Annotated in this window: 27 protein-coding genes; 20 read left to right on the top strand and 7 right to left on the bottom strand. The window is 72.2% G+C overall.

Going from position 1 to position 21,370, the window contains the following annotated elements; translation table 11 throughout:
• Position 1: 1 nt before the first annotated feature.
• On the bottom strand, positions 2-964 hold the full coding sequence (bagA, locus tag ACZ4MU_RS02150) for an ATPase BagA (RefSeq protein WP_467869803.1): 963 nt from the start codon (positions 962-964) through the stop codon (positions 2-4).
• A 72-nt stretch (positions 965-1,036) separates the two neighbouring features.
• Between bagA and ACZ4MU_RS02145 the strand changes: the two genes are divergently transcribed.
• Together ACZ4MU_RS02145 and ACZ4MU_RS02140 are read left to right on the top strand one after the other, a co-directional pair.
• Complete coding sequence (locus tag ACZ4MU_RS02145; RefSeq protein ID WP_003975360.1) at positions 1,037-1,198, top strand: DUF4177 domain-containing protein; 162 nt, start codon at positions 1,037-1,039, stop codon at positions 1,196-1,198.
• Complete coding sequence (locus ACZ4MU_RS02140; protein WP_467869801.1) at positions 1,195-1,686, top strand: RidA family protein; 492 nt, start codon at positions 1,195-1,197, stop codon at positions 1,684-1,686. The genes ACZ4MU_RS02145 and ACZ4MU_RS02140 overlap by 4 nt, the downstream gene beginning before the upstream one ends.
• Positions 1,687-2,055: 369 nt before the next feature.
• Here ACZ4MU_RS02140 and ACZ4MU_RS02135 read toward each other — a convergent pair whose 3' ends face one another.
• Together ACZ4MU_RS02135 and ACZ4MU_RS02130 are read right to left on the bottom strand one after the other, a co-directional pair.
• The gene (locus ACZ4MU_RS02135; RefSeq protein ID WP_467869799.1) at positions 2,056-3,078 is read right to left on the bottom strand and encodes a LacI family DNA-binding transcriptional regulator; all 1,023 of its coding nucleotides are present in this window, start codon (positions 3,076-3,078) and stop codon (positions 2,056-2,058) included.
• A gap of 24 nt (positions 3,079-3,102) precedes the next feature.
• A complete protein-coding gene (locus ACZ4MU_RS02130) occupies positions 3,103-3,915 on the bottom strand; it encodes a response regulator transcription factor (protein WP_467869797.1) in 813 nt (270 codons plus the stop codon).
• A gap of 228 nt (positions 3,916-4,143) precedes the next feature.
• On the opposite strand from ACZ4MU_RS02130, the gene ACZ4MU_RS02125 reads away from it, so the two are divergent.
• The 8 genes from ACZ4MU_RS02125 (at position 4,144) to ACZ4MU_RS02090 (ending at position 9,444) form a co-directional block, all read left to right on the top strand.
• Entirely contained in the window at positions 4,144-4,950 is an 807-nt protein-coding gene (locus tag ACZ4MU_RS02125) for an alpha/beta hydrolase family protein (RefSeq protein WP_467869795.1), read from the top strand.
• 33 nt (positions 4,951-4,983) lie between these two features.
• A complete protein-coding gene (locus ACZ4MU_RS02120; protein ID WP_190087954.1) occupies positions 4,984-5,238 on the top strand; it encodes a MoaD/ThiS family protein in 255 nt (84 codons plus the stop codon).
• A 10-nt stretch (positions 5,239-5,248) separates the two neighbouring features.
• Positions 5,249-6,562, top strand: a complete 1,314-nt coding sequence (locus ACZ4MU_RS02115; RefSeq protein ID WP_467869792.1) for a hypothetical protein — start codon at positions 5,249-5,251, stop codon at positions 6,560-6,562.
• A 54-nt stretch (positions 6,563-6,616) separates the two neighbouring features.
• The gene (locus ACZ4MU_RS02110; protein WP_467869790.1) at positions 6,617-7,366 is read left to right on the top strand and encodes an LmeA family phospholipid-binding protein; all 750 of its coding nucleotides are present in this window, start codon (positions 6,617-6,619) and stop codon (positions 7,364-7,366) included.
• Positions 7,367-7,639: 273 nt separating this feature from the next.
• Entirely contained in the window at positions 7,640-7,720 is an 81-nt protein-coding gene (locus ACZ4MU_RS02105; RefSeq protein ID WP_350497993.1) for a putative leader peptide, read from the top strand.
• 169 nt (positions 7,721-7,889) lie between these two features.
• Positions 7,890-8,735 (top strand): sulfurtransferase, encoded by an 846-nt coding sequence (locus ACZ4MU_RS02100; RefSeq protein WP_467869788.1) that lies wholly within the window; start codon positions 7,890-7,892, stop codon positions 8,733-8,735.
• A gap of 47 nt (positions 8,736-8,782) precedes the next feature.
• Complete coding sequence (locus tag ACZ4MU_RS02095; RefSeq protein WP_010985465.1) at positions 8,783-9,070, top strand: DUF1416 domain-containing protein; 288 nt, start codon at positions 8,783-8,785, stop codon at positions 9,068-9,070.
• Between the two features lie 116 nt (positions 9,071-9,186).
• Positions 9,187-9,444, top strand: a complete 258-nt coding sequence (locus ACZ4MU_RS02090; protein ID WP_467869786.1) for a DUF3099 domain-containing protein — start codon at positions 9,187-9,189, stop codon at positions 9,442-9,444.
• Positions 9,445-9,479: 35 nt separating this feature from the next.
• Here ACZ4MU_RS02090 and ACZ4MU_RS02085 read toward each other — a convergent pair whose 3' ends face one another.
• A complete protein-coding gene (locus ACZ4MU_RS02085; RefSeq protein WP_467869784.1) occupies positions 9,480-9,845 on the bottom strand; it encodes a DsrE family protein in 366 nt (121 codons plus the stop codon).
• Positions 9,846-10,169: 324 nt separating this feature from the next.
• On the opposite strand from ACZ4MU_RS02085, the gene ACZ4MU_RS02080 reads away from it, so the two are divergent.
• From ACZ4MU_RS02080 to ygfZ, 3 genes are all read left to right on the top strand, one after another.
• Positions 10,170-10,742 carry a heme-binding beta-barrel domain-containing protein gene (locus ACZ4MU_RS02080; protein ID WP_344080589.1) on the top strand — a complete coding sequence of 191 codons (573 nt, stop codon included), beginning with the start codon at positions 10,170-10,172 and terminating at the stop codon, positions 10,740-10,742.
• Positions 10,743-10,856: 114 nt separating this feature from the next.
• Positions 10,857-11,306 (top strand): Fur family transcriptional regulator, encoded by a 450-nt coding sequence (locus tag ACZ4MU_RS02075; protein WP_467869781.1) that lies wholly within the window; start codon positions 10,857-10,859, stop codon positions 11,304-11,306.
• A 10-nt stretch (positions 11,307-11,316) separates the two neighbouring features.
• The gene (gene ygfZ, locus ACZ4MU_RS02070) at positions 11,317-12,297 is read left to right on the top strand and encodes a CAF17-like 4Fe-4S cluster assembly/insertion protein YgfZ (RefSeq protein WP_467869779.1); all 981 of its coding nucleotides are present in this window, start codon (positions 11,317-11,319) and stop codon (positions 12,295-12,297) included.
• Between the two features lie 100 nt (positions 12,298-12,397).
• Here ygfZ and dtd read toward each other — a convergent pair whose 3' ends face one another.
• Positions 12,398-12,823, bottom strand: a complete 426-nt coding sequence (gene dtd / locus ACZ4MU_RS02065) for a D-aminoacyl-tRNA deacylase (RefSeq protein WP_467869776.1) — start codon at positions 12,821-12,823, stop codon at positions 12,398-12,400.
• A gap of 144 nt (positions 12,824-12,967) precedes the next feature.
• On the opposite strand from dtd, the gene ACZ4MU_RS02060 reads away from it, so the two are divergent.
• The 3 genes from ACZ4MU_RS02060 to ACZ4MU_RS02050 all read left to right on the top strand — a co-directional run bounded on the left by ACZ4MU_RS02060 (position 12,968) and on the right by ACZ4MU_RS02050 (position 15,971).
• Positions 12,968-13,576: an RsiG family protein gene (locus tag ACZ4MU_RS02060; protein WP_467869774.1), complete on the top strand. Its 609-nt coding sequence runs from the start codon at positions 12,968-12,970 to the stop codon at positions 13,574-13,576.
• A gap of 49 nt (positions 13,577-13,625) precedes the next feature.
• A complete protein-coding gene (locus tag ACZ4MU_RS02055; protein WP_467869772.1) occupies positions 13,626-14,582 on the top strand; it encodes an asparaginase in 957 nt (318 codons plus the stop codon).
• Positions 14,583-14,645: 63 nt separating this feature from the next.
• Entirely contained in the window at positions 14,646-15,971 is a 1,326-nt protein-coding gene (locus ACZ4MU_RS02050; RefSeq protein WP_467869770.1) for a GNAT family N-acetyltransferase, read from the top strand.
• A gap of 15 nt (positions 15,972-15,986) precedes the next feature.
• Here the strand turns inward: ACZ4MU_RS02050 and ACZ4MU_RS02045 are convergent, their stop codons facing one another.
• On the bottom strand, positions 15,987-16,175 hold the full coding sequence (locus tag ACZ4MU_RS02045) for a hypothetical protein (protein ID WP_467869768.1): 189 nt from the start codon (positions 16,173-16,175) through the stop codon (positions 15,987-15,989).
• A 161-nt stretch (positions 16,176-16,336) separates the two neighbouring features.
• Here ACZ4MU_RS02045 and ACZ4MU_RS02040 point away from each other — a divergent pair, with 161 nt between their 5' ends.
• The 3 genes from ACZ4MU_RS02040 to ACZ4MU_RS02030 all read left to right on the top strand — a co-directional run bounded on the left by ACZ4MU_RS02040 (position 16,337) and on the right by ACZ4MU_RS02030 (position 19,387).
• A complete protein-coding gene (locus ACZ4MU_RS02040) occupies positions 16,337-17,230 on the top strand; it encodes a winged helix-turn-helix domain-containing protein (protein ID WP_467869766.1) in 894 nt (297 codons plus the stop codon).
• Between the two features lie 111 nt (positions 17,231-17,341).
• The gene (locus ACZ4MU_RS02035; RefSeq protein WP_467869764.1) at positions 17,342-18,037 is read left to right on the top strand and encodes an HAD family hydrolase; all 696 of its coding nucleotides are present in this window, start codon (positions 17,342-17,344) and stop codon (positions 18,035-18,037) included.
• A 168-nt stretch (positions 18,038-18,205) separates the two neighbouring features.
• A complete protein-coding gene (locus tag ACZ4MU_RS02030; protein ID WP_467869762.1) occupies positions 18,206-19,387 on the top strand; it encodes a phosphotransferase in 1,182 nt (393 codons plus the stop codon).
• A gap of 254 nt (positions 19,388-19,641) precedes the next feature.
• Here ACZ4MU_RS02030 and ACZ4MU_RS02025 read toward each other — a convergent pair whose 3' ends face one another.
• Entirely contained in the window at positions 19,642-20,616 is a 975-nt protein-coding gene (locus tag ACZ4MU_RS02025) for a zinc-binding dehydrogenase (RefSeq protein WP_467869760.1), read from the bottom strand.
• A 131-nt stretch (positions 20,617-20,747) separates the two neighbouring features.
• On the opposite strand from ACZ4MU_RS02025, the gene ACZ4MU_RS02020 reads away from it, so the two are divergent.
• Positions 20,748-21,356, top strand: coding sequence for a TetR/AcrR family transcriptional regulator (locus ACZ4MU_RS02020; protein ID WP_467869758.1), 609 nt, complete (start codon positions 20,748-20,750; stop codon positions 21,354-21,356).
• Positions 21,357-21,370: the final 14 nt, after the last annotated feature.

Here is a 21,370-nt window from a genome sequence, read left to right as displayed (position 1 = left end):
GTCACTGCCCCACCCCGAGCCCTCGCAGTCGTACGGCCAGGCGGTAGAGCCCGGCCAGGTCCATTCCCTCACCGATCAGCGGCAGCTCGTACGCCGGGACCCCCAACCCGGCGACCACCGCCCGTTGTTCGCGCTCCAGCTCCACCCGCTCGGCGTGCTCGGCGGCCTCCTGGAGCAGCGGGGTGACGAGCTTGGCCGAGCCGGTGACCCCGGCCCGGGTGAGCGCCTTGGCGACCTCCTTGCGCCGGTCGCCGGTGACGCCCCGGACCGCCTCCTCGTCCAGCAGGTGCGGGCGGACCATGTTCACGATCACGGCGCCGGTCGGAAGGTCGGCGGCGCGCAGCTCGGCGAGTCCGTCGGCGGTCTCCTGGACCGGCATCTCCTCCAGCAGCGTCACCAGGTGCACGGCCGTCTCGGGCGACTTGAGCACCCGCATCACGGCCTGCGCCTGGTTGTGTATCGGGCCGATCCTGGCGAGGCCCGCGACCTCGTCGTTGACGTTGAGGAAGCGGGTGATCCGCCCGGTGGGCGGGGCGTCCATGACCACGTGGTCGTATGCGTACCGCCCCTGCTTGTCCTTGCGTCTGACCGCCTCGCACGCCTTGCCGGTCAGCAGGACGTCGCGGACGCCGGGGGCGATGGTGGTGGCGAAGTCGATGGCGCCGATCTTCTTGAGCGCGCGGCCGGCCGAGCCCAGCTTGTAGAACATCTGGAGGTAGTCCAGGAGGGCCCGTTCGGCGTCGATCGCCAGCGCGTGCACCTCCCCGCCGCCCGGCGCCACGGCGATCTTCCGCTCCTCGTACGGAAAGGCCTCCGTCTCGAAGAGCTGTGCGATGCCCTGTCTGCCCTCGACCTCGACGAGGAGCGTGCGCTTGCCCTCCGTCGCGAGGGCGAGCGCGAGGGCTGCGGCGACCGTGGTCTTGCCGGTACCGCCCTTGCCGCTGACGACCTGGAGCCTGCTCACACCGTCGAGCCTAACCAGTCCCCCGGCGGCCTACGCATGAGGCTGCCCCCGCCAGCGGATACAGTCGGCCCCATGACCAAGTGGGAATACGCGACCGTGCCCCTTCTCGTGCACGCGACCAAGCAGATTCTGGACACCTGGGGCGAGGACGGCTGGGAGCTGGTCCAGGTCGTTCCCGGGCCGAACAACCCCGAGCAGCTGGTGGCCTACCTGAAGCGGGAGAAGCAGGCATGAGCGGCGCGGGTGCGGCCGCGGGTGCCGGTGTCGTCGAGGCGAGGCTGGCCGAGCTCGGCCTGACGCTGCCGGAGGTCGTGCCGCCGCTGGCCGCGTACCAGCCGGCCGTGCGGTCCGGTGTGTACGTGTACACGGCCGGGCAGCTGCCGATGGTCGAGGGCAAGCTGACGCTGACCGGCAAGGTGGGCGCGGAGGTCACGGCCGAGGAGGCGAAGGACGCGGCGCGGGTGTGTGCGCTGAACGCGCTCGCCGCGGTGAAGTCCGTGGTGGGGGATCTCGACCGGATCGCGCGCGTGGTGAAGGTCGTGGGGTTCGTCGCCTCGGCGAGCGACTTCACGGGCCAGCCGGCCGTGCTCAACGGGGCGAGTGAGCTGCTGGGGGCGGTGCTCGGGGACAAGGGGGTGCATGCCCGGAGTGCTGTGGGGGTGGCTGTGCTGCCGCTGGATGCGCCGGTTGAGGTCGAGCTTCAGGTGGAGTTGGTGGAGTAGGGCGGTTTGGCCGGGCTTTGTCCGGGGGCGGGGTGGGGGTTGCTCGTGCGGGGTTCCCCCCACCCCGCCCCTTCCCGAAAGTCCTCGGGCGGACGGCCGGTGCTTGCCTGCGGGCCGTGAGGGGTGGGCTTTTGCCCGCGGGGGGTGGTGGGTTGCTCGCGCAGTTCCCCGCGCCCCTGGGGTCATGGGTTGTGTGCGGGCCGGTGGGGCTTCTCGCGCAGTTCCCCGCGCCCCTCAGGGGGCTGTGGCCGAGCTCTGTTCGCCGACTGGCCGGGACCCTCTCAGGGGCGCGGAACTGCGCGATCAGCCCCCCACGGGCCGCAGGCGAAGGCCCGGGCAGTTGGGAGGGTGCGGGGTGTCGTGGCTCCGTTACAGGCAGCCGCAGGACTTTCGGATCACCAGGCGGGACGGGAACTGCTTCAGGCGTTCGCGGCGTGAGCCCGCCACCCGAAGCCCGTCGTCCAGAACCAGGTCCACCGCCGCGCGGGCCATCGCGGGCCGGTCGGAGGCGACCGTGGTGAGGGGCGGATCCGTCAGACCCGCCTCCTTCACGTCGTCGAAGCCCGCCACAGCCAGCTCCCCCGGAACGTCGATCCGCAGCTCCCGCGCCGCGCGCAGCACGCCGATCGCCTGGTCGTCCGTCGAGCAGAAGATCGCCGGGGGGCGGTCGGGACCGCCGAGGATCTCCAGCGCGACCCGGTACGCGTCGTACCGGTTGTACGGCGCCTGGAAGAGCCGCCCCTCCGTAGCACGCCCGGACTCCAGCATCGCCCGCCGCCAGCCCTCCACGTGGTCGGCCACCGGGTCGCCGACCGCCGGGGTCGACTCGACCCCGCCGAGGCACGCCACGTACGCGTGGCCGTGTTCGAGGAGGTGGCGGGTGGCCAGCTGCGCGCCGCCGATGTCGTCGGTGACGACGGCCACGTCGTCGATCGCCTCCGGGCGTTCGTGGAGGAGCACCACCCGCGCGTCCCAGGCGTCGATCTCGGCCGCCGCGCGCTCGCTGGGACCCTGGCTGACCAGGATCAGACCGGCGACGCGCATCCCGAGGAACGCCCGCAGATAGTGGACCTCGCGGTCGTCCAGGTAGTCGGAGTTGCCGACCAGGACCATCTTTCCGCGCTCGGCCGCCGCCTGCTCCACCGCGTGCGCCATCTCCGCGAAGAACGGCTGGCGCGCGTCCGGGACGATCATGCCTATGAGGTCCGTGCGCCGGGAGGCCATCGCCTGGGCAACCCGGTCGGGCCGGTAGCCCAGCTCCTTGATCGCGGCGAGTACCCGCTCGCGCGTGGCCGGGGCGACCGGCCTCGGTCCGTTGTTGATGACATAGCTGACGACCGCGGTCGACGTACCCGCCAGTCTCGCCACATCATCCCGCGTCACCTTGGCCACGAGCGGGAGTCTACGCGGGGTGACCTACCTCTGGGCAGGGCGTACGGAGGCTTCCTCCGGCTCCGCGGCGGCCGGACCCGGTGGGGAGGCCACGGATCGCGCGGCCGCCTTGGCCTCGGCTTCCGCAGCCGCCTTCGCCTTGGCCTCCTCGGCCGCCCGTTCGACCTTCTCGGGGGTGACGAACCGGTACCCGACATTCCGGACGGTGCCGATCAGCGACTCGTGCTCGGGGCCGAGCTTGGCCCGCAGCCGCCGTACGTGGACGTCGACCGTCCGCGTACCGCCGAAGTAGTCGTAGCCCCAGACCTCCTGGAGGAGCTGCGCGCGCGTGAAGACCCGGCCGGGGTGCTGCGCCAGGTACTTCAGGAGCTCGAACTCCTTGAAGGTGAGATCCAGCACCCGGCCCTTGAGCTTCGCGCTGTACGTCGCCTCGTCCACCGAAAGGTCACCGTTGCGGATCTCCATGGGGGAGTCGTCGGAGGTGATCTGCTGGCGGCCGGTCGCCAGCCGCAGCCGCGCCTCGACCTCCGCGGGGCCCGCGGTGTCCAGGAGCACGTCGTCGATGCCCCAGTCGGCCGTGACGGCCGCGAGGCCGCCCTCGGTGACCACCAGGATCAGCGGGCAGCCGGGCCCGGTGGACCGCAGCAGCTGGCAGAGGGAGCGGACCTGCGGGAGGTCGCGGCGGCCGTCGACGAGGATCACGTCGGCGCCGGGGGTGTCGACCAGGGCCGGGCCCTCGGCGGGGGCCACCCGCACGTTGTGCAGGAGCAGGCCGAGCGCGGGGAGCACCTCCGTCGACGGCTGGAGGGCGTTGGTCAGGAGCAGCAGCGAGCTCATCGCGCCCCACCTGCCCGGGTCGTCGTCGGTTTCTTCGGTTCGTGCACGGATTGCTCGCCCATGACGTCGGTTCCTCCTCGGTCCCTGCGAGGACGTTTACGGCACTGCGCATCCACAGGCTCTCGCGCCCTGAGAGCCTTTGTTCACCTGCTCGTAACAACGAGCTGGAAACGCAAAAGGACCCGGGGGCTGCGCTGCCCGGATCCTCTGCCCAGCACAATAGCCCACATGAGTTCCGGGGCAGAGGGCCGATTTCACACTGTGGATGTTTCCTCGATCACCAGGGGACCGCGGCGCGCCACTCTCCGCACCTCGGACGGGGTGTCGGTGGAGGCAGTCCACGACCCCTGCGCGGCGGGCCGGACGGACACCGCGATCGTGGTCGCGCACGGCTTCACGGGCTCGGTGGACCGGCCCGCATTGCGGCGGGCGGCGGAGGTGTTCGCCCAGTACGCGGGCGTGGTCACGTTCTCCTTCCGGGGCCACGGCGGCTCCGGCGGGCGCTCCACGGTCGGCGACCGCGAGGTGCTCGACCTGGCGGCGGCAGTGGAGTGGGCGAGATCACTCGGCTACGCGCGCGTGGTGACCGTCGGGTTCTCCATGGGCGGCTCGGTGGTCCTGCGGCACGCGGCGACGCACAAGGGGCTCACCGAAGCGCGGAGCGACGCCGTCGTGTCGGTCAGTGCGCCGGCCCGTTGGTACTACCGGGGGACGGCCCCGATGCGGCGGCTGCACTGGATGGTGACGCGGCCCGCCGGGCGCCTGGTCGGGCGGTTCGGCTTCGCCACCCGGATCGACTCCCGGCCGTGGAGCCCGGTGCCCCTCTCGCCGGTCGAGGCGGTCCCGCTGATCGCGCCGACCCCGCTCCTGATCGTCCACGGCGACCGCGACCCGTACTTCCCCGTCGACCACCCCAGGATGCTGGCGGCCGCCGGACCTGCGCAGCTGTGGCTGGAAGAGGGCATGGGGCACGCGGAGAACGCGGCCGGGGATGCGCTGCTGCGCAGGATCGCGCACTGGCTGTCGGTGGCGTAGCCCATCATGGGGGACGACGAAAGGAGGGTCGCCATGGCAGCGGGAACCATCCGCTTCTGGGCCGCGGCCAAGTCCGCCGCGGGTGTCGCGGAGGAGCCGTATGCGGCGGCCACGCTGGCCGAGGCGCTGGACGCGGTGCGCGAGCGCCACCCCGGCGAGCTGACGCGTGTGCTGCTGAGGTGTTCGTTCCTCGTCGACGGGGACCCCGTCGGGACCCGTGGGCATGAGACCGTACGGCTTGCCGAGGGCGGCACGGTCGAGGTGCTCCCGCCGTTCGCAGGAGGGTGACCCCCACGTCATGAGCGATCAGCAGTACCCGCATCCGTACGAAGAGCCCTATCCGCGGTTCGACCAGTACGGGCAGCCGGTCCAGCAGTACCCGCAGCAGCAGGCCCAGCCGCAGCAGCCGCAGCAGTACGACGGATATCAGCAGTACGAGCAGCAGTACGACCAGTACGACCAGTACGGGCAGCCCGCGCGGCAGCAGTACCAGCCGCCGGTCCAGCCGCCCGTGCAGCAGCAGTTCCCGCACGACGCGTCGTACCAGGAGCAGCAGCGGTACACGCAGACGTGGGAGGGCCAGACCTGGGACACCCAGTACCAGCCCACGGTCCAGCCGGAGTCCCGGCAGCCGGTGCAGCAGCCGGTCCAGCCGCAGCCGGGGCAGCAGCAGTACGGGCAGGCGGTGTACTCCCAGTCCGCCGACGACTCCCCGTACCTGCCGCCGCAGACGGGGTCCGTGCCGCTGCCCCCCGAGGCGCCGGTGTACGAGCCGGAGCCGCCCGCCGCGCCCGCGCCCGCGCCGAGCGAGGGCGGTCCCGCCTACGGCTCGCCCACCACCGTCGGCAACACCCGGATCACCGACGCCCAGCGGGCCCGTGCCGAGGGGCGTTCGCCGATCATCGCGCCCGGGATGCAGCCCGCGGCCCTGACCGCCGTGCTCGGCGCCCTCCTCGCCGCCGCGTCCGGCATCGGGCAGTACGCGCTGGTGGTGCCGCTGGTGCTGCTCCAGGCCGTCACGGCGGCGGGCTGGTTCCGGCTCAACGGGATGTGGCCCGCCCGGCAGGGCATCGCGCTCGCCTTCCTCGGCGGCCTGGTCGCCGACGCGGCGCTGCTCGCCGTCGGCGACGAGCACGCGCCCGCGGCGATCCTCGGCACGCTCGGGGTGTGGGTGCTGCTCACGCTGGTGCTCCAGCTGCGCAGCCACGCGGACCCGGACGAGCGGATGTACGGCCTGATGGCGACCGTGGCCTCGGCGGCGCTGGCGATCCTGGCCGCCGGGTATCTCGCCGCGATCCCGCACGCGGTGGCGGTGGGCGCGGTGGCGGTGGCCGTCGCCGTCCCGGCCCGGGCGCTGCCGCTGCCCGCCCCGGTCTCCGTGGCGGTCGCGCTGCTCGCGGCCGCGGGCGCGGGGATCGTGGTCGGCCGGCTCACCGACATGGGTGCCCAGGGCGCCCTGCTGGGGCTCGCGGCGGGCGTGTGCGCGCTGATCGGGCTGCGGGTGGCCAGCTACGACTACCCGTCGCGGTTCGTCCACATGACGGCCGGCGTGGCGCTGCCGCTGACCGCGGCTGTTCCCGCTCTGTATCTGATCGGTCGAGTGATCGGGTAATTCCGGGAGTTAGGCTCGCAGGGTCAACGACCAGCGTGGGGGGACTCGTACGCAATGCGCGCACTCCGGATATGGCTCATCGTCGCGGTGGTTCTCGGCGGCCTCTTCGTCGCCGCGGACCGCATCGCGGTGAACGTCGTCGAGTCGAAGGTGGCCGACAAGATAAAGGCCAGTCAGGGGCTGCGGGAGACCCCTGACGTCTCGATCACCGGCTTTCCCTTCCTCACCCAGGCGATGGGCAAGGAGTTCGACGAGGTCGACGTGAAGCTGGGCGGCGTCACCGCGACCGCCGACGGCCACTCGGTCAACGTCACCGAGGTCCGCGCCAAGCTGCACGACGTGAAGGTCGACAGCAGCTACTCCTCCGCCACGGCCGTCCGGGCGGACGGCTCGGCCCGTATCTCCTACGCCGACCTGACGAAGTCCGCGCCCAAGGGCGCCACGGTCGGCTACGCCGGGCCGGAGCGGGCGGCCAAGGGGCAGGTGCGGGTGAGCGGGCCGCTCGCGGACCTGCTGGAAGGGGCGGGCGTGCAGGTCCCCGCCGGCCTGAAGGTGCTGCTCGCGGGGCGGACGGTCAGCGCGTACAGCACGGTGACGACGGACGGGGGCGCGACCGTGCGGGTGCGGTCCTCGGAGCTGCCCAAGCTGCCGGTGCCGGGCTTCGACGAGAAGCTGCGCAAGGCCGTCGACTACGACCTGAAAATCGAGGGTCTTCCTCGGGGGATCGAGCTGGACAAGGTGACCGCGGTGGAGGACGGGCTGCGGTTCTCCGGGACGGGGACGAACGTTTCCCTGGCGGGGTGATGGCCGGCTGCGGTCGCCTCCCGGCTGCGGGCCGGTGGTGGGCTGGTCGCGCAGTTTTCCGCGCCCCTGGGGAATGGGGCGGGCCTCCAGCGGTTCGATAGCCGGATCGTGAGACGGGGGTGTCCGCTCCGCAGATGGTTCGCCGGGCGGGGTCGGCCCCGGGGCGACGGCGGGGCGGCCTCGGGCGGGTGCTGTCCCACTATCCGGATGATCGTGTCTCACCATGCGACACGCCGGTGACATGGCCACCCGTCCGTCCCTACGATCGGACCCATGAAGCGACAGGCGGACCTCACGAAGCGGCGGGCAGTCGACCTGTGCCGCGTCGCCGCCATGCTCTGTCGCTCCGTCTGACCGGGACCCGCCCCTCTCTGCGAAGAGACGGCAACTCCCGTGTTCCCCGGGCCCGTTGAACCTTTTCAGGGCCACCCCCCCCCGTGCCGAGGCACCGCCGCGCCCGCTCGCGTGGCGTACCCCCGCACCTCCGCACCACCCGCCGCACCTGCCCCGGAGGAGAACCCGCATGAGCCGCAGCGACGTCCTGGTAGACGCCGACTGGGTCGAGGCCCACATCGACGACCCGAAGGTCGCCATCGTCGAGGTCGACGAAGACACCTCGGCGTACGAGAAGAACCACATCAAGAACGCGATCCGGATCGACTGGACCAAGGACCTCCAGGACCCGGTCCGCCGTGACTTCATCGACCAGGAGGGCTTCGAGAAGCTCCTGTCGGCGAAGGGCATCGCGAACGACACGACCGTCGTCCTCTACGGCGGCAACAACAACTGGTTCGCCTCGTACGCCTACTGGTACTTCAAGCTCTACGGCCACGACAGCGTCAAGCTGCTCGACGGCGGCCGCAAGAAGTGGGAGCTCGACTCCCGCGACCTGGTCGACGGCTCGCAGGTGCCCTCCCGCCCGGCCACCTCCTACAAGGCCAAGCCGCAGAACACCGCGATCCGCGCCTTCCGCGACGACGTGGTGGCGGCCATCGGCTCGCAGAACCTGGTCGACGTGCGCTCGCCCGACGAGTTCAGCGGCAAGCTGCTCGCCCCGGCCCACCTCCCGCAGGAGCAGTCGCAGCGTCCGGGCCACGTGCCCAGCGCCCGCAACATCCCGTGGTCGAAGAACGCCAACGACGACGGCACCTTCAAGTCGGACGACGCGCTGAAGGAGCTGTACGCGGCGGAGCAGGTCGACCTGGCCAAGGACACCATCGCCTACTGCCGTATCGGCGAGCGCTCGGCCCTGACGTGGTTCGTGCTGCACGAGCTGCTCGGCGTCGAGAACGTCAAGAACTACGACGGCTCGTGGACCGAGTACGGCTCCCTCGTCGGTGTGCCGATCGAGCTCGGCGCCAACAAGTAACCCCGCACAGCCCCGGCCCCCGAGAACACAGACCGTAAGGAAGAACCATGTGTGGAGCGAAGGCAGGCGGCCCCGACGCCTCGACGATCAAGCCCGGTGAGACCACCATCCAGGGCCAGGTGACCAAGGACGGCGAGCCCGTGGTCGGCTACGTCCGGCTGCTGGACTCGACCGGCGAGTTCACCGCCGAGGTCCCGACCTCGGCGACGGGCCAGTTCCGCTTCTACGCGGCCGAGGGCACGTGGACCGTGCGGGCCCTGGTGCCCGGCGCGACCGCGGACCGCACGGTCGTGGCGCAGACCGGCGGACTCGCCGAGGTCGCCATCGCCGTCTGACGACGGCGGTCAGTACCGGCCGGAGGGCCGCACCCCAGGGGGTTGGACGCTTACCTGGACCGGGTGCGGCCCTCCGTGCCGTTTCCGGCCGGTCGACACGGTCGTACGCTGGAGTCATGTTGGCCCGACGCCGGCGCGAGTACTTCTGGATGATGGGCGGATGCCTGGTCCTGTTCGTGTCCGCCTGGGGCTTCGTGCGGCTGTGGTCGGTCCCGGCCGCGGTCGCCATGTGCGTGGTCGCCATGGTGATTCCGCCGGTCGCGGCGATGGTGGCGAACCGGCGGGGCCCGGACGACCGCTGGTGGGACGACCCGTCCGGGGACCCGAAGTCCGACGAGTGGTGGGACGAGCTGGACGGGAAGAGGAAGTACTGACCCGTACTGACCCGTACTGATCCGTCCTGCCGGTACTAATAGACCAGCGCCTGCGTCTCCTGCGCCATCGCCTCCTGGACGAAGACCTGCGCCCCGGCGATCCGCGCGCCCTCGATCAGGTCCGCCTCGGCGATGTCCCGGCGGGCCGCGCACTGCGTGCACACCGTGATCGTGCCGCCGCCCGCCAGGATCCCGTCGATCAGGTCCGGCAGCGGCGCCGCGTGCGGCAGGGCGAACTCGGCAGCCCGTCCCGGCAGCGCGAACCACGACGACTCGCCGGTCAGCCAGAGCGAGACCTCGATCCCACTGGCGACGGCGACGGCCGCCACGGTGAACGCCTGCGAACACCGCTCGGGGGCATCGGCCCCGGCGGTCACCTTCAGTACGAGCTTCTTGGCCATGGGCCGAACTGTAATGCGCACCCTCCGTACGTCGACAGGACGCCAAGGACCGAGGACACGTCCCGCAGAACCAGCCGCTGGGCCGACGGGGCGCACCTCACAGAGAAGGCCGTGGCCGAACCCATTAGGCTGGGGTTCGGCCCTTTACTGCCCACACGCTCATCCGAGGAGCACCCCGTGCTTGAGGCTTTCTTCGAAACCCTGCTGGTCCTGGTCTGCGTCGGTGTCCTCGCCTTCGCCGGTCTGGCCGTGAAGAAGCTGTACCAGGGCCAGCGCTGAACCGCGCCCCAGCCGCAGACGTAACGAAAGACTGATCGAAGCCTCATGATCGAGATCCCGTCCGACCTGAACCCGGACCTCGTCCCCCTCGCGTTCCTCCTCGGTACGTGGGAGGGCGCGGGTGTCACCGACTTCCCGGGTGCCGAGAAGGCCAATTTCGGCCAGTCCGTCACCTTCAGCCACGACGGCCGGGACTTCCTGGAGTACGTGTCGCACTCCTGGATCCTCGATGCCGAGGGCAACAAGGTGAAGCCGCTGGAGACCGAGTCCGGCTTCTGGCGCATCGACAAGGACCGCAAGGTCGAGGTCGTCATGGTCCGCGACCAGGGCGTCGTGGAGATCTGGTACGGCGAGCTCGCCGACCAGAAGCCGCAGATCGACCTGGTCACCGACGCCGTGGCGCGCACCGCCGCCTCCGGCCCGTACACCGGCGGCAAGCGTCTGTACGGGTACGTGAAGAGCGACCTCATGTGGGTCGGCGAGAAGGCGACCCCCGAGGTGGAGCTGCGGCCGTACATGTCCGCGCACCTCAAGAAGGTCGTCACGCCCGAGGAGGTCGCGGCGATGGCCCGGGGCCTGGGTGACCTGCCGGACGACGGGATCGCGTTCTTCAAGTAGGAGGACCGGTCACGGAGGCCGGGCCCGAGGCGCGGGTACGGAGACGAGTACGGAGATACGGGGGAGATCCGTTCCGCGCGGGGGTAATCGCGCGGTGGCTCCTACACTGGGCGTGTGGTGACCACCGACTGGCAGAGCGACCTCCGCAAGCGCGGGTACCGGCTGACCCCCCAGCGCCAGCTCGTGCTGGAGGCCGTCGACGTACTGGAACACGCGACGCCCGACGACATCCTCACCGAGGTGAGGAAGACGGCGGGCGGCGTGAACATCTCCACCGTGTACCGGACCCTGGAGCTCCTGGAGGAGCTGGGTCTGGTCTCGCACGCCCATCTGGGCCACGGCGCCCCGACCTACCACCTGGCCGACCGCCACCACCACATCCACCTGGTCTGCCGGGACTGCACGTCGGTGATCGAGGCGGATGTGGACGTGGCGGCGGAGTTCACCGCGAAGCTGTGCTCGACGTTCGGCTTCACCACGGACATGAAGCACTTCGCGATCTTCGGTCAGTGCCAGGACTGCGCCAAGAACGCCTCCAGCGAGGGTCCGGACCCCGCGACGTAGGCTTGCTGTCATGCAGCGACATTCCACGATGAGCCCTCTGCTGGCCCTGCCTGGCGCCGTCCCCGCCGAGGGACCCGACGAAGGTGTCGCCGCGCACTACGGCGACCTGTTCCGCGAGCAGCGCGCCCTCGCCGGCGGCGCCGGCCTCGTCGACCTCTCGCACCGCGGCGTCCTCACCGTCACCGGCGACGACCGGCTGAGCTGGCTGCACCTGCTGCTGACCCAGCACGTCAGCGACCTGCGGCCGGGCGTGGCCACCGAGGCGCTGATCCTCTCCGCGCACGGACACATCGAGCACGCCCTCTACCTCGTCGACGACGGTACGACGGTGTGGGCGCACGTCGAGCCCGGTACGCAGGACGAGCTCGTCGCGTATCTGGAGTCGATGAAGTTCTTCTACCGCGTCGAAGTCGCCGACCGCACGGCGGAGTTCGCGGTGGTGCACCTGCCCGCCGGGTCGATCGCGGAGGTGCCCGCGGACACGGTGGTCCGGGAGACCTCGCACGGGCGGGACCTGTTCCTGCCGCGCGAGGAGCTGAAGGCGTTCGCCGCCGAGCACGGTCCCGCGATCGGGATCCTGGCGTACGAGGCCCTGCGGGTCGAGGCGCACCGGCCGCGGCTCGGCCTGGAGACCGACCACCGCACCATCCCGCACGAGCTGGGCTGGATCGGCACCGCCGTGCACCTGCAGAAGGGCTGCTACCGGGGCCAGGAGACGGTCGCGCGCGTCCACAACCTGGGGAAGCCGCCGCGCCGGCTGGTCTTTCTGCACCTGGACGGCAGCGAGGTGCTGCTGCCGGGGCACGGGACGCCGCTGCGGGTCGCCGCGGACGGTCAGGAGGGCCGCCAGATCGGCTTCATCACGACGTCGGCCCGCCACCACGAGCTGGGGCCGATCGCGCTGGCGCTGGTGAAGCGGAATGTTGCGGTGGACGCGGAGTTGCTGGCGGGGGGTACGGCCGCCGCCCAGGAGGTCGTGGTCGAGCCCTGATCCCGGACGGGGGCTGAACCGTTGCCTCCGTTGTGGGCAGGCGTTCCGCCGGGCGGAACGGGTGGGCACGATTGCCCGCAGCGGCGGTGGGTGGGAGGGGTTACACCTCCACCAGCACCGTGAACGGGCCGTGGTTGGTCAGGGACACCCGCATGTCCGCGCCGAAGCGGCCCGTCTCCACGGTCGCGCCGAGCTCGCGCAGCCGCGCCACCACCTCGTCCACCAGCGGCTCGGCCACCTCGCCGGGGGCCGCCGCGTTCCAGGTGGGGCGGCGGCCCTTGCGGGCGTCGCCGTAGAGGGTGAACTGGGAGATCACCAGAAGCGGGGCGTTCACGTCCGAGCAGGACTTCTCGCCCTCCAGGATCCGCACCGACCACAGCTTCCTGGCCAGGTGCGCCGCCTTCTCGGGGGTGTCCCCGTGGGTCACCCCGACCAGGACGCACAGGCCCTCGCCCGTGATCTCGCCGACCGTCTCGCCCGCCACGACGACGCTCGCGCCGTCGACCCGCTGTACCACCGCTCGCATGGGTCCCAGCCTATTCCACGCACCAATCCGGACCCGCGGGGGCCGAACGGGTGGTGTGGGTCTGCATATGCACCACGGGGAGTGGCACGATGCTGACAGGCGGTGCGCCCCCATCCCGCACCGGTCGAGGGGACGGTAAGACGCATGAGCACTCCTGGCGCAGGGCAGCATTCGCCCGGCCCCGTTTCGCTGATCCGGACGGGCACGCCGGCCGGGCGGGCGGCCGTGTCGCGGCCACCCGTACAGCGCGCCGGTGACCACCTGTCCGTACCGGCGGAGCACGATCTGACCGCCCTGCGGCTGCCGGAGCTGCGGGGTCTGCGGCGGCAGTCGCAGAGCGACGAGGCCGACCTCAGCTATGTGCGGCGGCTGCTGCACGGCCGGATCGACATCCTGCGGGCCGAGCTCGCCCGGCGCACCGGGCCGCACACGCCCGTCGTGGAGCGGCTCTCCGAGATCCTGGCGGACGCGCCATCCCCGCACCGGGCCTCCGCCCGCCACGTCACGCTCTCCACGCCCCGCAGCGCCGAGTACCGGCGGCTGGCGGCCGAGATGGACGCGGAGGTCCAGCTCTCCGACCTCGACGCCCGTACGGACGAGGAGCTGCACACCGCCATGGGACGCCTGATCCGCTACGAGCAGCAGGTCTCGCGGCGCCGCCAGCACCTCCAGCGGACCGCCGACGATTGCAGCGCGGAGATCGCCCGCAGGTACCGTGAAGGGGAAGCACAAGTAGACGACCTGCTCATCTGACCGACGATTCCAAGGTCACCGGGCGGTCCCGCCCCGGAAGGCCCCTGCCATGAGCACCGACACCGTCATATCCCCGGTCCTCGCCGAAGTCGTACGTTCCGGTTTCGTCGAGGGCCACCATCGGGGCTCGCTGGTGGTGCTGGGCCCCGACGGCGGGGTGGAATTCGCGCTCGGCGACCCGGCGGCGCCCGTCTTCCCGCGCTCCAGCAACAAGCCCATGCAGGCCGCCGCCGTGCTGCGGGCCGGGCTCGACCTGGCCGGAGAGCGGCTCGCGCTCGCCGCCGCCAGCCACTCGGGCGAGGGCTTCCACCTGGACCTGGTCCGCAAGATGCTCGCCGAGCACGGGCTGACCCCGGACGACCTCCAGACCCCGCCGGACCTGCCGCTGGACCCGGCCGAGGCCGAGACGTACCTGGCGGCCGGCCACGTCCGAGACCGGGTCACCATGAACTGCTCCGGCAAGCACGCGGCCATGCTCGCCGCCTGCCGGCTCAACGGCTGGGACGAGAGGTCCTACCTCGACCCCGCCCACCCGCTCCAGCGCCTCGTCCACGACGGGGTGGAGGCGGCGGCGGGCGAGCCGGTGGCGGCGGTCGGCACGGACGGCTGCGGGGCGCCCCTGATGGCGATCAGCCTGACCGGCCTGGCCCGCGCCTTCCGTACGTTCGTGCTGGCCGAGGCCGGGACGCCCGAGCGCCGGGTGGCGGACGCGATGCGCGCGCACCCCGAGTACGTGGCGGGCACCCGCCGCCCCGACACCTGGCTGATGCGGGAGGTGCCCGGGACCCTGTCCAAGATGGGCGCGGAGGCGGTGCAGGCGGTGGCGCTGCCGGACGGCCGGGCGCTGGCCTTCAAGGTCGACGACGGCGCCGCCCGCGCGCTGGGCCCGGTCCTGGCCCGCGCGCTGCGGCTGCTGGGCGTGGACGGCCCGGTGGTGGAGCGCATCGGCAGCGCGCCGCTGCTGGGCGGGGCCGAGCGGGTGGGGGAGATCCGGGCGGCGTTCTGAACGGCCCCGGGGCCGCGGAAATTGGGGCGACAGGCGAGCCGGGGCGTGTTTAGCGTGGCGGCCATGAGCCCGACGCGTCGTGAAGCCGCTCCCGTGCCCACTCCCGCCACCACGCCCGCCACCGCGCCCGCGGCCGCCCCTGCCCACTCCCCCGACCTGCGGACCGTCACCGAGGCCGAGTTCGGCGACTGGCTGCGAGCGGTGAACACCGGTTTCCTGCGCCCGCCGGTGGTGAGCGAGAACGACCGGGCGGCCCGCCTGGCCCACAGCGATCTCTCGCGCACCCAGGGCGTCTTCGACAGCGGCCGCTGTGTGGCGGCCTTCCGCTCCTTCGCCCAGGAGCTGACCGTGGTGGGCGGCGCGGCCGTCCCGGCGAGCGCGGTCACCAACGTCGCCGTCGCACCGACCCACCGCCGGCGCGGTCTGCTCAGCCGGATGATGGCGCGGGACCTGGCGGCGGCGAAGGAGCGCGGCGACGTGGTGTCGACGCTGATCGCCGCCGAGTACCCGATCTACGGGCGGTTCGGCTACGGGCCCGCCACCTGGACCGCCGAGTGGGAGGTCGACACGGGCCGGGCGGGCCTGGACCCGCGTTGGTCGGGCCCGCAGGACGGCGGCAGCATCGAGCTGGTCGCCTCCGAGGACGTGCGCAAGCTGGGCCCCGAGCTCTTCGCGCGCTTCAGGCCCCGGCAGCCCGGCGCGGTGTCCCGCGACACGCGCTGGTGGGACCTGAGCACGGGCGCGGCCAGGCGCGACGACCACCCCTGGAGCGAGCCGTTCTGGGCCGTCCACCGCTCGGCGGCGGGCGAGGTGGAGGGCCTGGCCGCCTACCACGCGGACGAGACGTGGACCGACGCCAAGCAGCCGCTGAACACCGCGACCGTACGCCAGCTGATCGCTCTGACCCCGGCCGCCGAGCGCGCCCTGTGGCACTTCATCTGCTCGATCGACTGGATAGCGAGGGTCCGCACCGGCTACCGCGCCCCCGACGACCTGCTCCCGCTGCTCCTGCCGGACCCGCGCGCGGCCAGGATCGTGACCCACGCGGACTTCCTGTGGCTGCGGGTGCTGGACGTCGTACGGGCCCTGGAAGCGCGTACGTACGCGGCGGCGGGCACCCTGGTGCTTGAGGTCACGGACGCGTCCGGTCTCTCCTCGGGCCGCTACCGCCTGGAGGCGGACCCGTCCGGCGCGTCCTGCTCCCTCACGACCTCGTCCCCGGATCTGGCCCTGGACGTACGGGAGTTGGGGGCGCTGTACCTGGGGGACGAGTCGGCGGTACGACTGGCCGCGCTGGGCCGGGCCGCCGAGGAGACGGCGGGGGCAGCGGAACGGGCGGACGCCCTCTTGCGGACGGGGCGGCGGGCTTGGTGCCCGGACGTGTTCTGAGGGCGGCGGGCGCGGTCATGTGTCGGTCTTCCGCGGGATGAGCGCGGCCAGCACGGCGGCAGCGCCGATGAGGCCGAAGGCGGCTTCGTCAGTCTGCTGACCCACTGTCAGCAGGACGATTCCCACGCTGCCGACGAGACCGAGCCGGTGGTGCACCAGCTTCTCGGCGGCGATCACCGCGAGGGCGAGTATGAGAGCGGTCACGGGCATGGGTTCCCTCCCCCGAGAGGTCCGCCTGATGGAGGTTCCGCGCGAACTTCACCAAGTTGGCGGACAACTTTCTGAAGTTGTCCCGCTGCCTCAAGAGCCATAAACCAACTTCTCAACAACTCCCTCCCGCTGACGGATAGTTGTAGCGTGCCGGTGTGACGTCGGAACCTGAGGTGACGGACGGTGGCGGCGCCAGGCGCACGCCCGACGATGTGGCCGCCTCGCTGCGGGCCCGGATCCGCGCGGGCGAGCTCACCGTGGGCGCCAAACTGCCCACCCAGGCCTGGCTGGTGGAGCACTACGGGGTGGAGCGGACGGTGGTGCGCCAGGCCCTGCGGCACCTGCACGAGGAGGGGCTGATCACCGAGGGCCGCAAGGGCGCCCCGGCGAGGATCGCCAGCGCCGTGCCGGCCGCCTCCCGGCCCTCGGACGAGGAGCCGAAGCTGACGGCGGCCGTGCTCAGCCCCCGGGTGGCGGAGGCGTTCCGGGCCGAGGAGGTGCGGATCGACGCGGTGTGCCTGACGACGGAGACCCTCAACCTGGCGCTGGGCGAGCCGCTCGCCGCCATCCACGCGGGCGTGTTCCGCCCGGCCTCGGTCCACGTCCGCATCCTGCTGCCGGACCGGGGCATCAACCTCGCCTTCCCCCGGCCCGTGCGCCGCTCGGCGGCCGACGACCGGCTGGTCCACGAGCGGTGGCTGAGCCAGCGCAACACCCAGGGCATCGTCCTGCGGGACAACCTGGAGGCGCTGCGCATCGAGGGGATCGACGTCCACATCGCGTTCCAGGCGCTGCCGCTCACCTCGCCGATCAAGCTGTACCTGCTGAACGGCTCCGAGGCGCTCTTCGGCTACTACGACATCACCGAACGCGAGCAGCAGATCGCCGACACCTCGGTGGAGATCTTCGACTCGCTGGGCAACCAGTCGATGCTGTTCCAGTTCCTGCGCAGCGCGGGCGCGCGGGACGCGGCCTTCGTGGACCGCTCGCAGCGGTGGTTCGACAACCTCTGGGAGACCATCACCACCCGCCTCGACCTCGGGCACTGAACACCGGGGCGCACCGGCGAAGTGGCGTCGAGAAAGGGGGCGTCGCGCGGACGGGGCAGTATGGAGGACGGGGTGACGCTATTCTGCCTCCTCCTCGACGGACGGAGTGCCGTGGACGATCCGCGCGAGCTCCTCGACGCCGCTCACTGCGTCATTTTCGACTTCGACGGGCCCGTATGCGATCTCTTCGCGAAATACACGGCGGCCGATGTGGTGGAAGACCTCTGCGCATGGCTGGAACGTGACCTCGGTGTGCGTGTCCCGCCGGGGAAACACGTGGCCGATCCGCTCGGATATCTCAGGCTGGTCGAGTGGAGCCCGCACGGCAGACGGTGGACGAGAGAGCTGGAGAAACGTCTCGCCGAACAAGAGGAACGCGCCGCCGAGTCGGCCCAGCCGACAGAAGGAGCCGCCGACCTGATACGGGAACTCGGCGCCGTGGAGACGCGGCTCGGCATCGCCACCAACAATTCCGCCGAAGCCGTGGGGGCGTATCTCCGGCGGATGGATCTGGCCGACAGTTTCGGCGCGCACGTCCACGGCCGCGGGTCCGACATCGCCAGGCTGAAACCGGACCCGGACTCCCTGCTGCGGGTCCTCGGCTCGACGGGGTCCACACCGCAGGAGTCCGTCATGATCGGGGATTCCGAGAACGACCTCGGCGCGGCCGCCCGGCTCGGGGTGCCCTTCATCGCCTTCGTGCCGGACGCCGGGAGAAGGCGGGAATCCGGCGAACAGGATGCCGAGGGCCGATGGTACGGGCGGGTGCCGGTGGTCGAGTCGCTCAGTGAGCTTCTGAGCAGGTGACGGGGCGGACGGCCGGGCGGCGCGCGGCGCCGCAGGAGGCGGCCCGCGCGACACCACGGTGAAAACCCCCGGATCCTCCTCGTCCGGTGCCGGGGCCCGGTAACGTCCCGCCCCAGCTCCTCCGTCCTCCCGCGGCCCGACCCGCGCCGCACCCGAAGGCTCGACACGATGGCAACCGAGACGTCCCCCGCACGGCTGACGGCGGTCGCGCTCAGCCCGGACGGCGACCGGGGAGTGTCCGGGCCGCTCCAGGGGCACCACCACGAGGCGTACGCGATCCGGCTCCCGCCGGGGAACCCGCTCGGCGCGGACTACACGCGCGGGAAACTGCGGGTGCGCCGGGAGAACCTGCTCTGGTTCGACCGGCGTACCTTCGCCTCCGAGGACGCGCTCCTGATGGCGCTCAGGGGCCGCGTCTCCCGCATTCCACGGTGCGCCGAATTCACCGAGGGACTGTTCCTCCAGGGTTTCGTCGAGGGGGATACGCTCGGCCGCGCGCGATTCGGACTCGGCCGCCTCTCCGGACGCCATCTGAGCCAACTCGGCGTGTTCTTCCGGGAACTGGCCGCCATCGAGCACGCGAAACTATCCCTGGAACTGCTGCCCGAGGAGCCGTATGGCCCCGGGGGCGGTTTCCCGCCACCGATCCGGGACGGGGACAGCGCGGGATTCCTCGGCAGGCTGATCGACTTCACGCGGTTCCAGGTCTATGGCAGGCATGTGGGGGAGTTCGGCGCGCTATTCGACAGCCTGGGGGTTTCGGCCAGGTCGCTGAAAGGGCTGAGGGAGCGGGCCGGGGAGTTGGCCGAGCGGCCGTTCTCCCTTGTGCACGGCGATCTGCACCGCCGGAATCTGATCGTCGACGCCACGGGTGATCTGTGGTTCATCGACTGGGAACTGGCCATGATCGGGGACCCGTTGTACGAGCTGGCGACCCATCTGCATCTGATGGACTACCCCGAGTGCGACGCGCGACGGATCAAGAAGGTGTGGCGGGAGGCGGTCGGGGCCGCCCGCCCCGGTGCCTGCGAGGGCTGGGAGCGGGACCTGCCGCACCTGCTGGCGTTCAAGCGGGCGCAGTCCGTGTACACGGACGTGATCCGTACGGCCGCGGCGCTGCTGGTGGGCGCGGGCGCGCCGGCCCTGGTGGCGGGCCTGGTCGCGGGCGCGCCGGGAGCCACCGCCGGACCGGGCCCGAGCCGTCTGCGCCTGGCCCGGGCGGCGGGCAGGATCCAACGGGTACTGGCCGGGGCGAAGGAGGCCCTCGGCCTGCCCGCGGTACCCACCCGCGCTCGGATCAGGACGGCGTACGGGGAGTGGCTGCGGGAGCGGGTGGGGCGGCGGGGGTAGGGGCTTCGCGCCCTCGCCGCCGGGCATTCCAAACCCGGGCATTCCGCTCCTCGCGTCCCCAGCCACTCAACTCCCGGGCGTCCCGGGCGTCCCGCTCCTCACGTCCCCAGCCACTCAACTCCCGGGCTTCCCGGGCGTCCCGCTCCTCGCGTCCCCGGGCGTCCCCCTCCTCGCGTCCCCGGGTGTGCCGCTCCCCGCGTCCCCAGCCACTCAACCCCAGGCCCCCCGTCGGGCCCCGGGGGGCCACCCCACCCCTACACCCCGAGCAGCACCTTCCCCAGAACCTCCCGTCCCTCGATGGCCCCATGCGCCTCCCCCGCCCGCTCCAGCGGATACACAGCCCCGATCACCGGGCGCAGCCGCCCCGCCGCCGCCTCCTCCAGGGCTCGGGTGGCCAGGGTCACCCGGCGGGACGGGGGGAGCTGGACATCGGTGATGCCCAGCACCGTGATCGAGCGGCGGTGGGCCTCCTCCGGGGGGATCGCCGCGAAGCCGTGGCCCGTGGGGGCGCCATGGGCCGAGAAGCGGCCGCCCTCAGCCGTCAACGGGAAGGCAGCCGCGCCGACTTCGCCGCCCACGCCGTCCAGGACCACGTCCGCGCCCGCCCCGCCCAGCACCTCGGCCGCCCGGCCCGGCCAGTCGGGGGACGCCGCGTCCACGGCCTCGTAGGCGCCCAACTCCCGTACCAGTGCCAGCTTCTTCTCCCCCCGTGCCACCGCCACCACCCGAGCGCCCCGCGCGCGGGCCAGCTGCACCAGGAGCGTGCCCATGCCGCCGGACGCCCCTGTGATCAGGACCGTCTCGCCCGCCTTCAGGGCCGTCAGGTCCAGCAGGGCCGACGCGGTCACGGCGTCGTGGACCAGCGCCGCCGCCTCCCGCAGGCCCAGGCCCTCGGGGACCGGGACGAGGTGGGCGACGGGGACGGCCGCCAGCGAGGCGTAGCTGCCCGCGTCGACGGCGGCGATGACCCGGCGCCCCCTCCACCGCGCCGGGTCGACCTGCGTCCCGGTCGCCGTCACCGTGCCGGAGAAGCCGCCGCCGGGCACGTACGGCGGCCGGACGTCGAAGTACTCGCCGAACGCGCCACCGCGTATCTGCGTCTGCACGAAGAGCGTGTCGATGTGGTCGACCGCGACCACCACCTCGTCCGGTCCGGCCACCGGATCCGGCAGCTCCACCGGAACCAGCACCTCCGGACCGCCGAACTCCTCCACCTGCGCCACGCGCATGCCGCTCACCCGTCCCGTCGTTCGTCGAAGCCGCCGGAAGCGGCGGAGCGCTTCCTCGATCCGGAGTCTTCGGCCTCAAGCGCGGTTGAGGTCAAGCCCGGGCCGCCCCGCCTCCCCCGTACGCTCACCCCATGGGTTTGCGGGAGCGGAAGAAGCAGCAGACGTACCAGGCCGTCTCGGACGTGGCGATCGCCCTCTTCCTGGAGAAGGGCTTCGCCAACGTGCCGGTCGCGGAGGTGGCCGCCGCCGCCGGGATCTCCAAACCGACCCTCTTCCGCTACTTCCCGGCCAAGGAGGACCTCGCCCTGCACCGGTTCTCCGACCACGAGGACGAGGCCGCCCGCGTGGTCGCCCAGGGACGTACGGAGGGGCTCGCGCCGCTTCCCGCCCTGCGCCGCCACTTCCTGGCGGGGCTCGACGGCCGGGACCCGGTGACCGGGCTGAACGACGACCCCCGGGTGCGCGCCTACCACGGGCTGCTCTACGGCACGCCCAGCCTGGTGGCACGGCTGTTCGCCTACCAGAGCCGGGCCGAGGGCGCGCTCGCGGCGGCTCTGGGCACGGACATCGGGGCGCGCCTCGCGGCCGGGCAGATCGTCGCCGTGCAGCGGATCCTCGCGGAGGAGAACTGGCGCCGCATCCAGTCCGGCGAGAGCGCCGATGAGGTGTACGGGGGCGCGGTGGAGGCGGCGGAAGAGGCGTTCGCGCAGTTGGGGGAGGGGCTGGGGCGGTACGCCTGAGGTCCGGGAGAGCC

It is taken from the genome of Streptomyces sp. NPDC026377 (assembly GCF_055567715.1).
The sequence above is the reverse complement of the archived record's forward strand: the minus strand, read 5'-3'. Positions and strand labels throughout refer to the sequence as shown.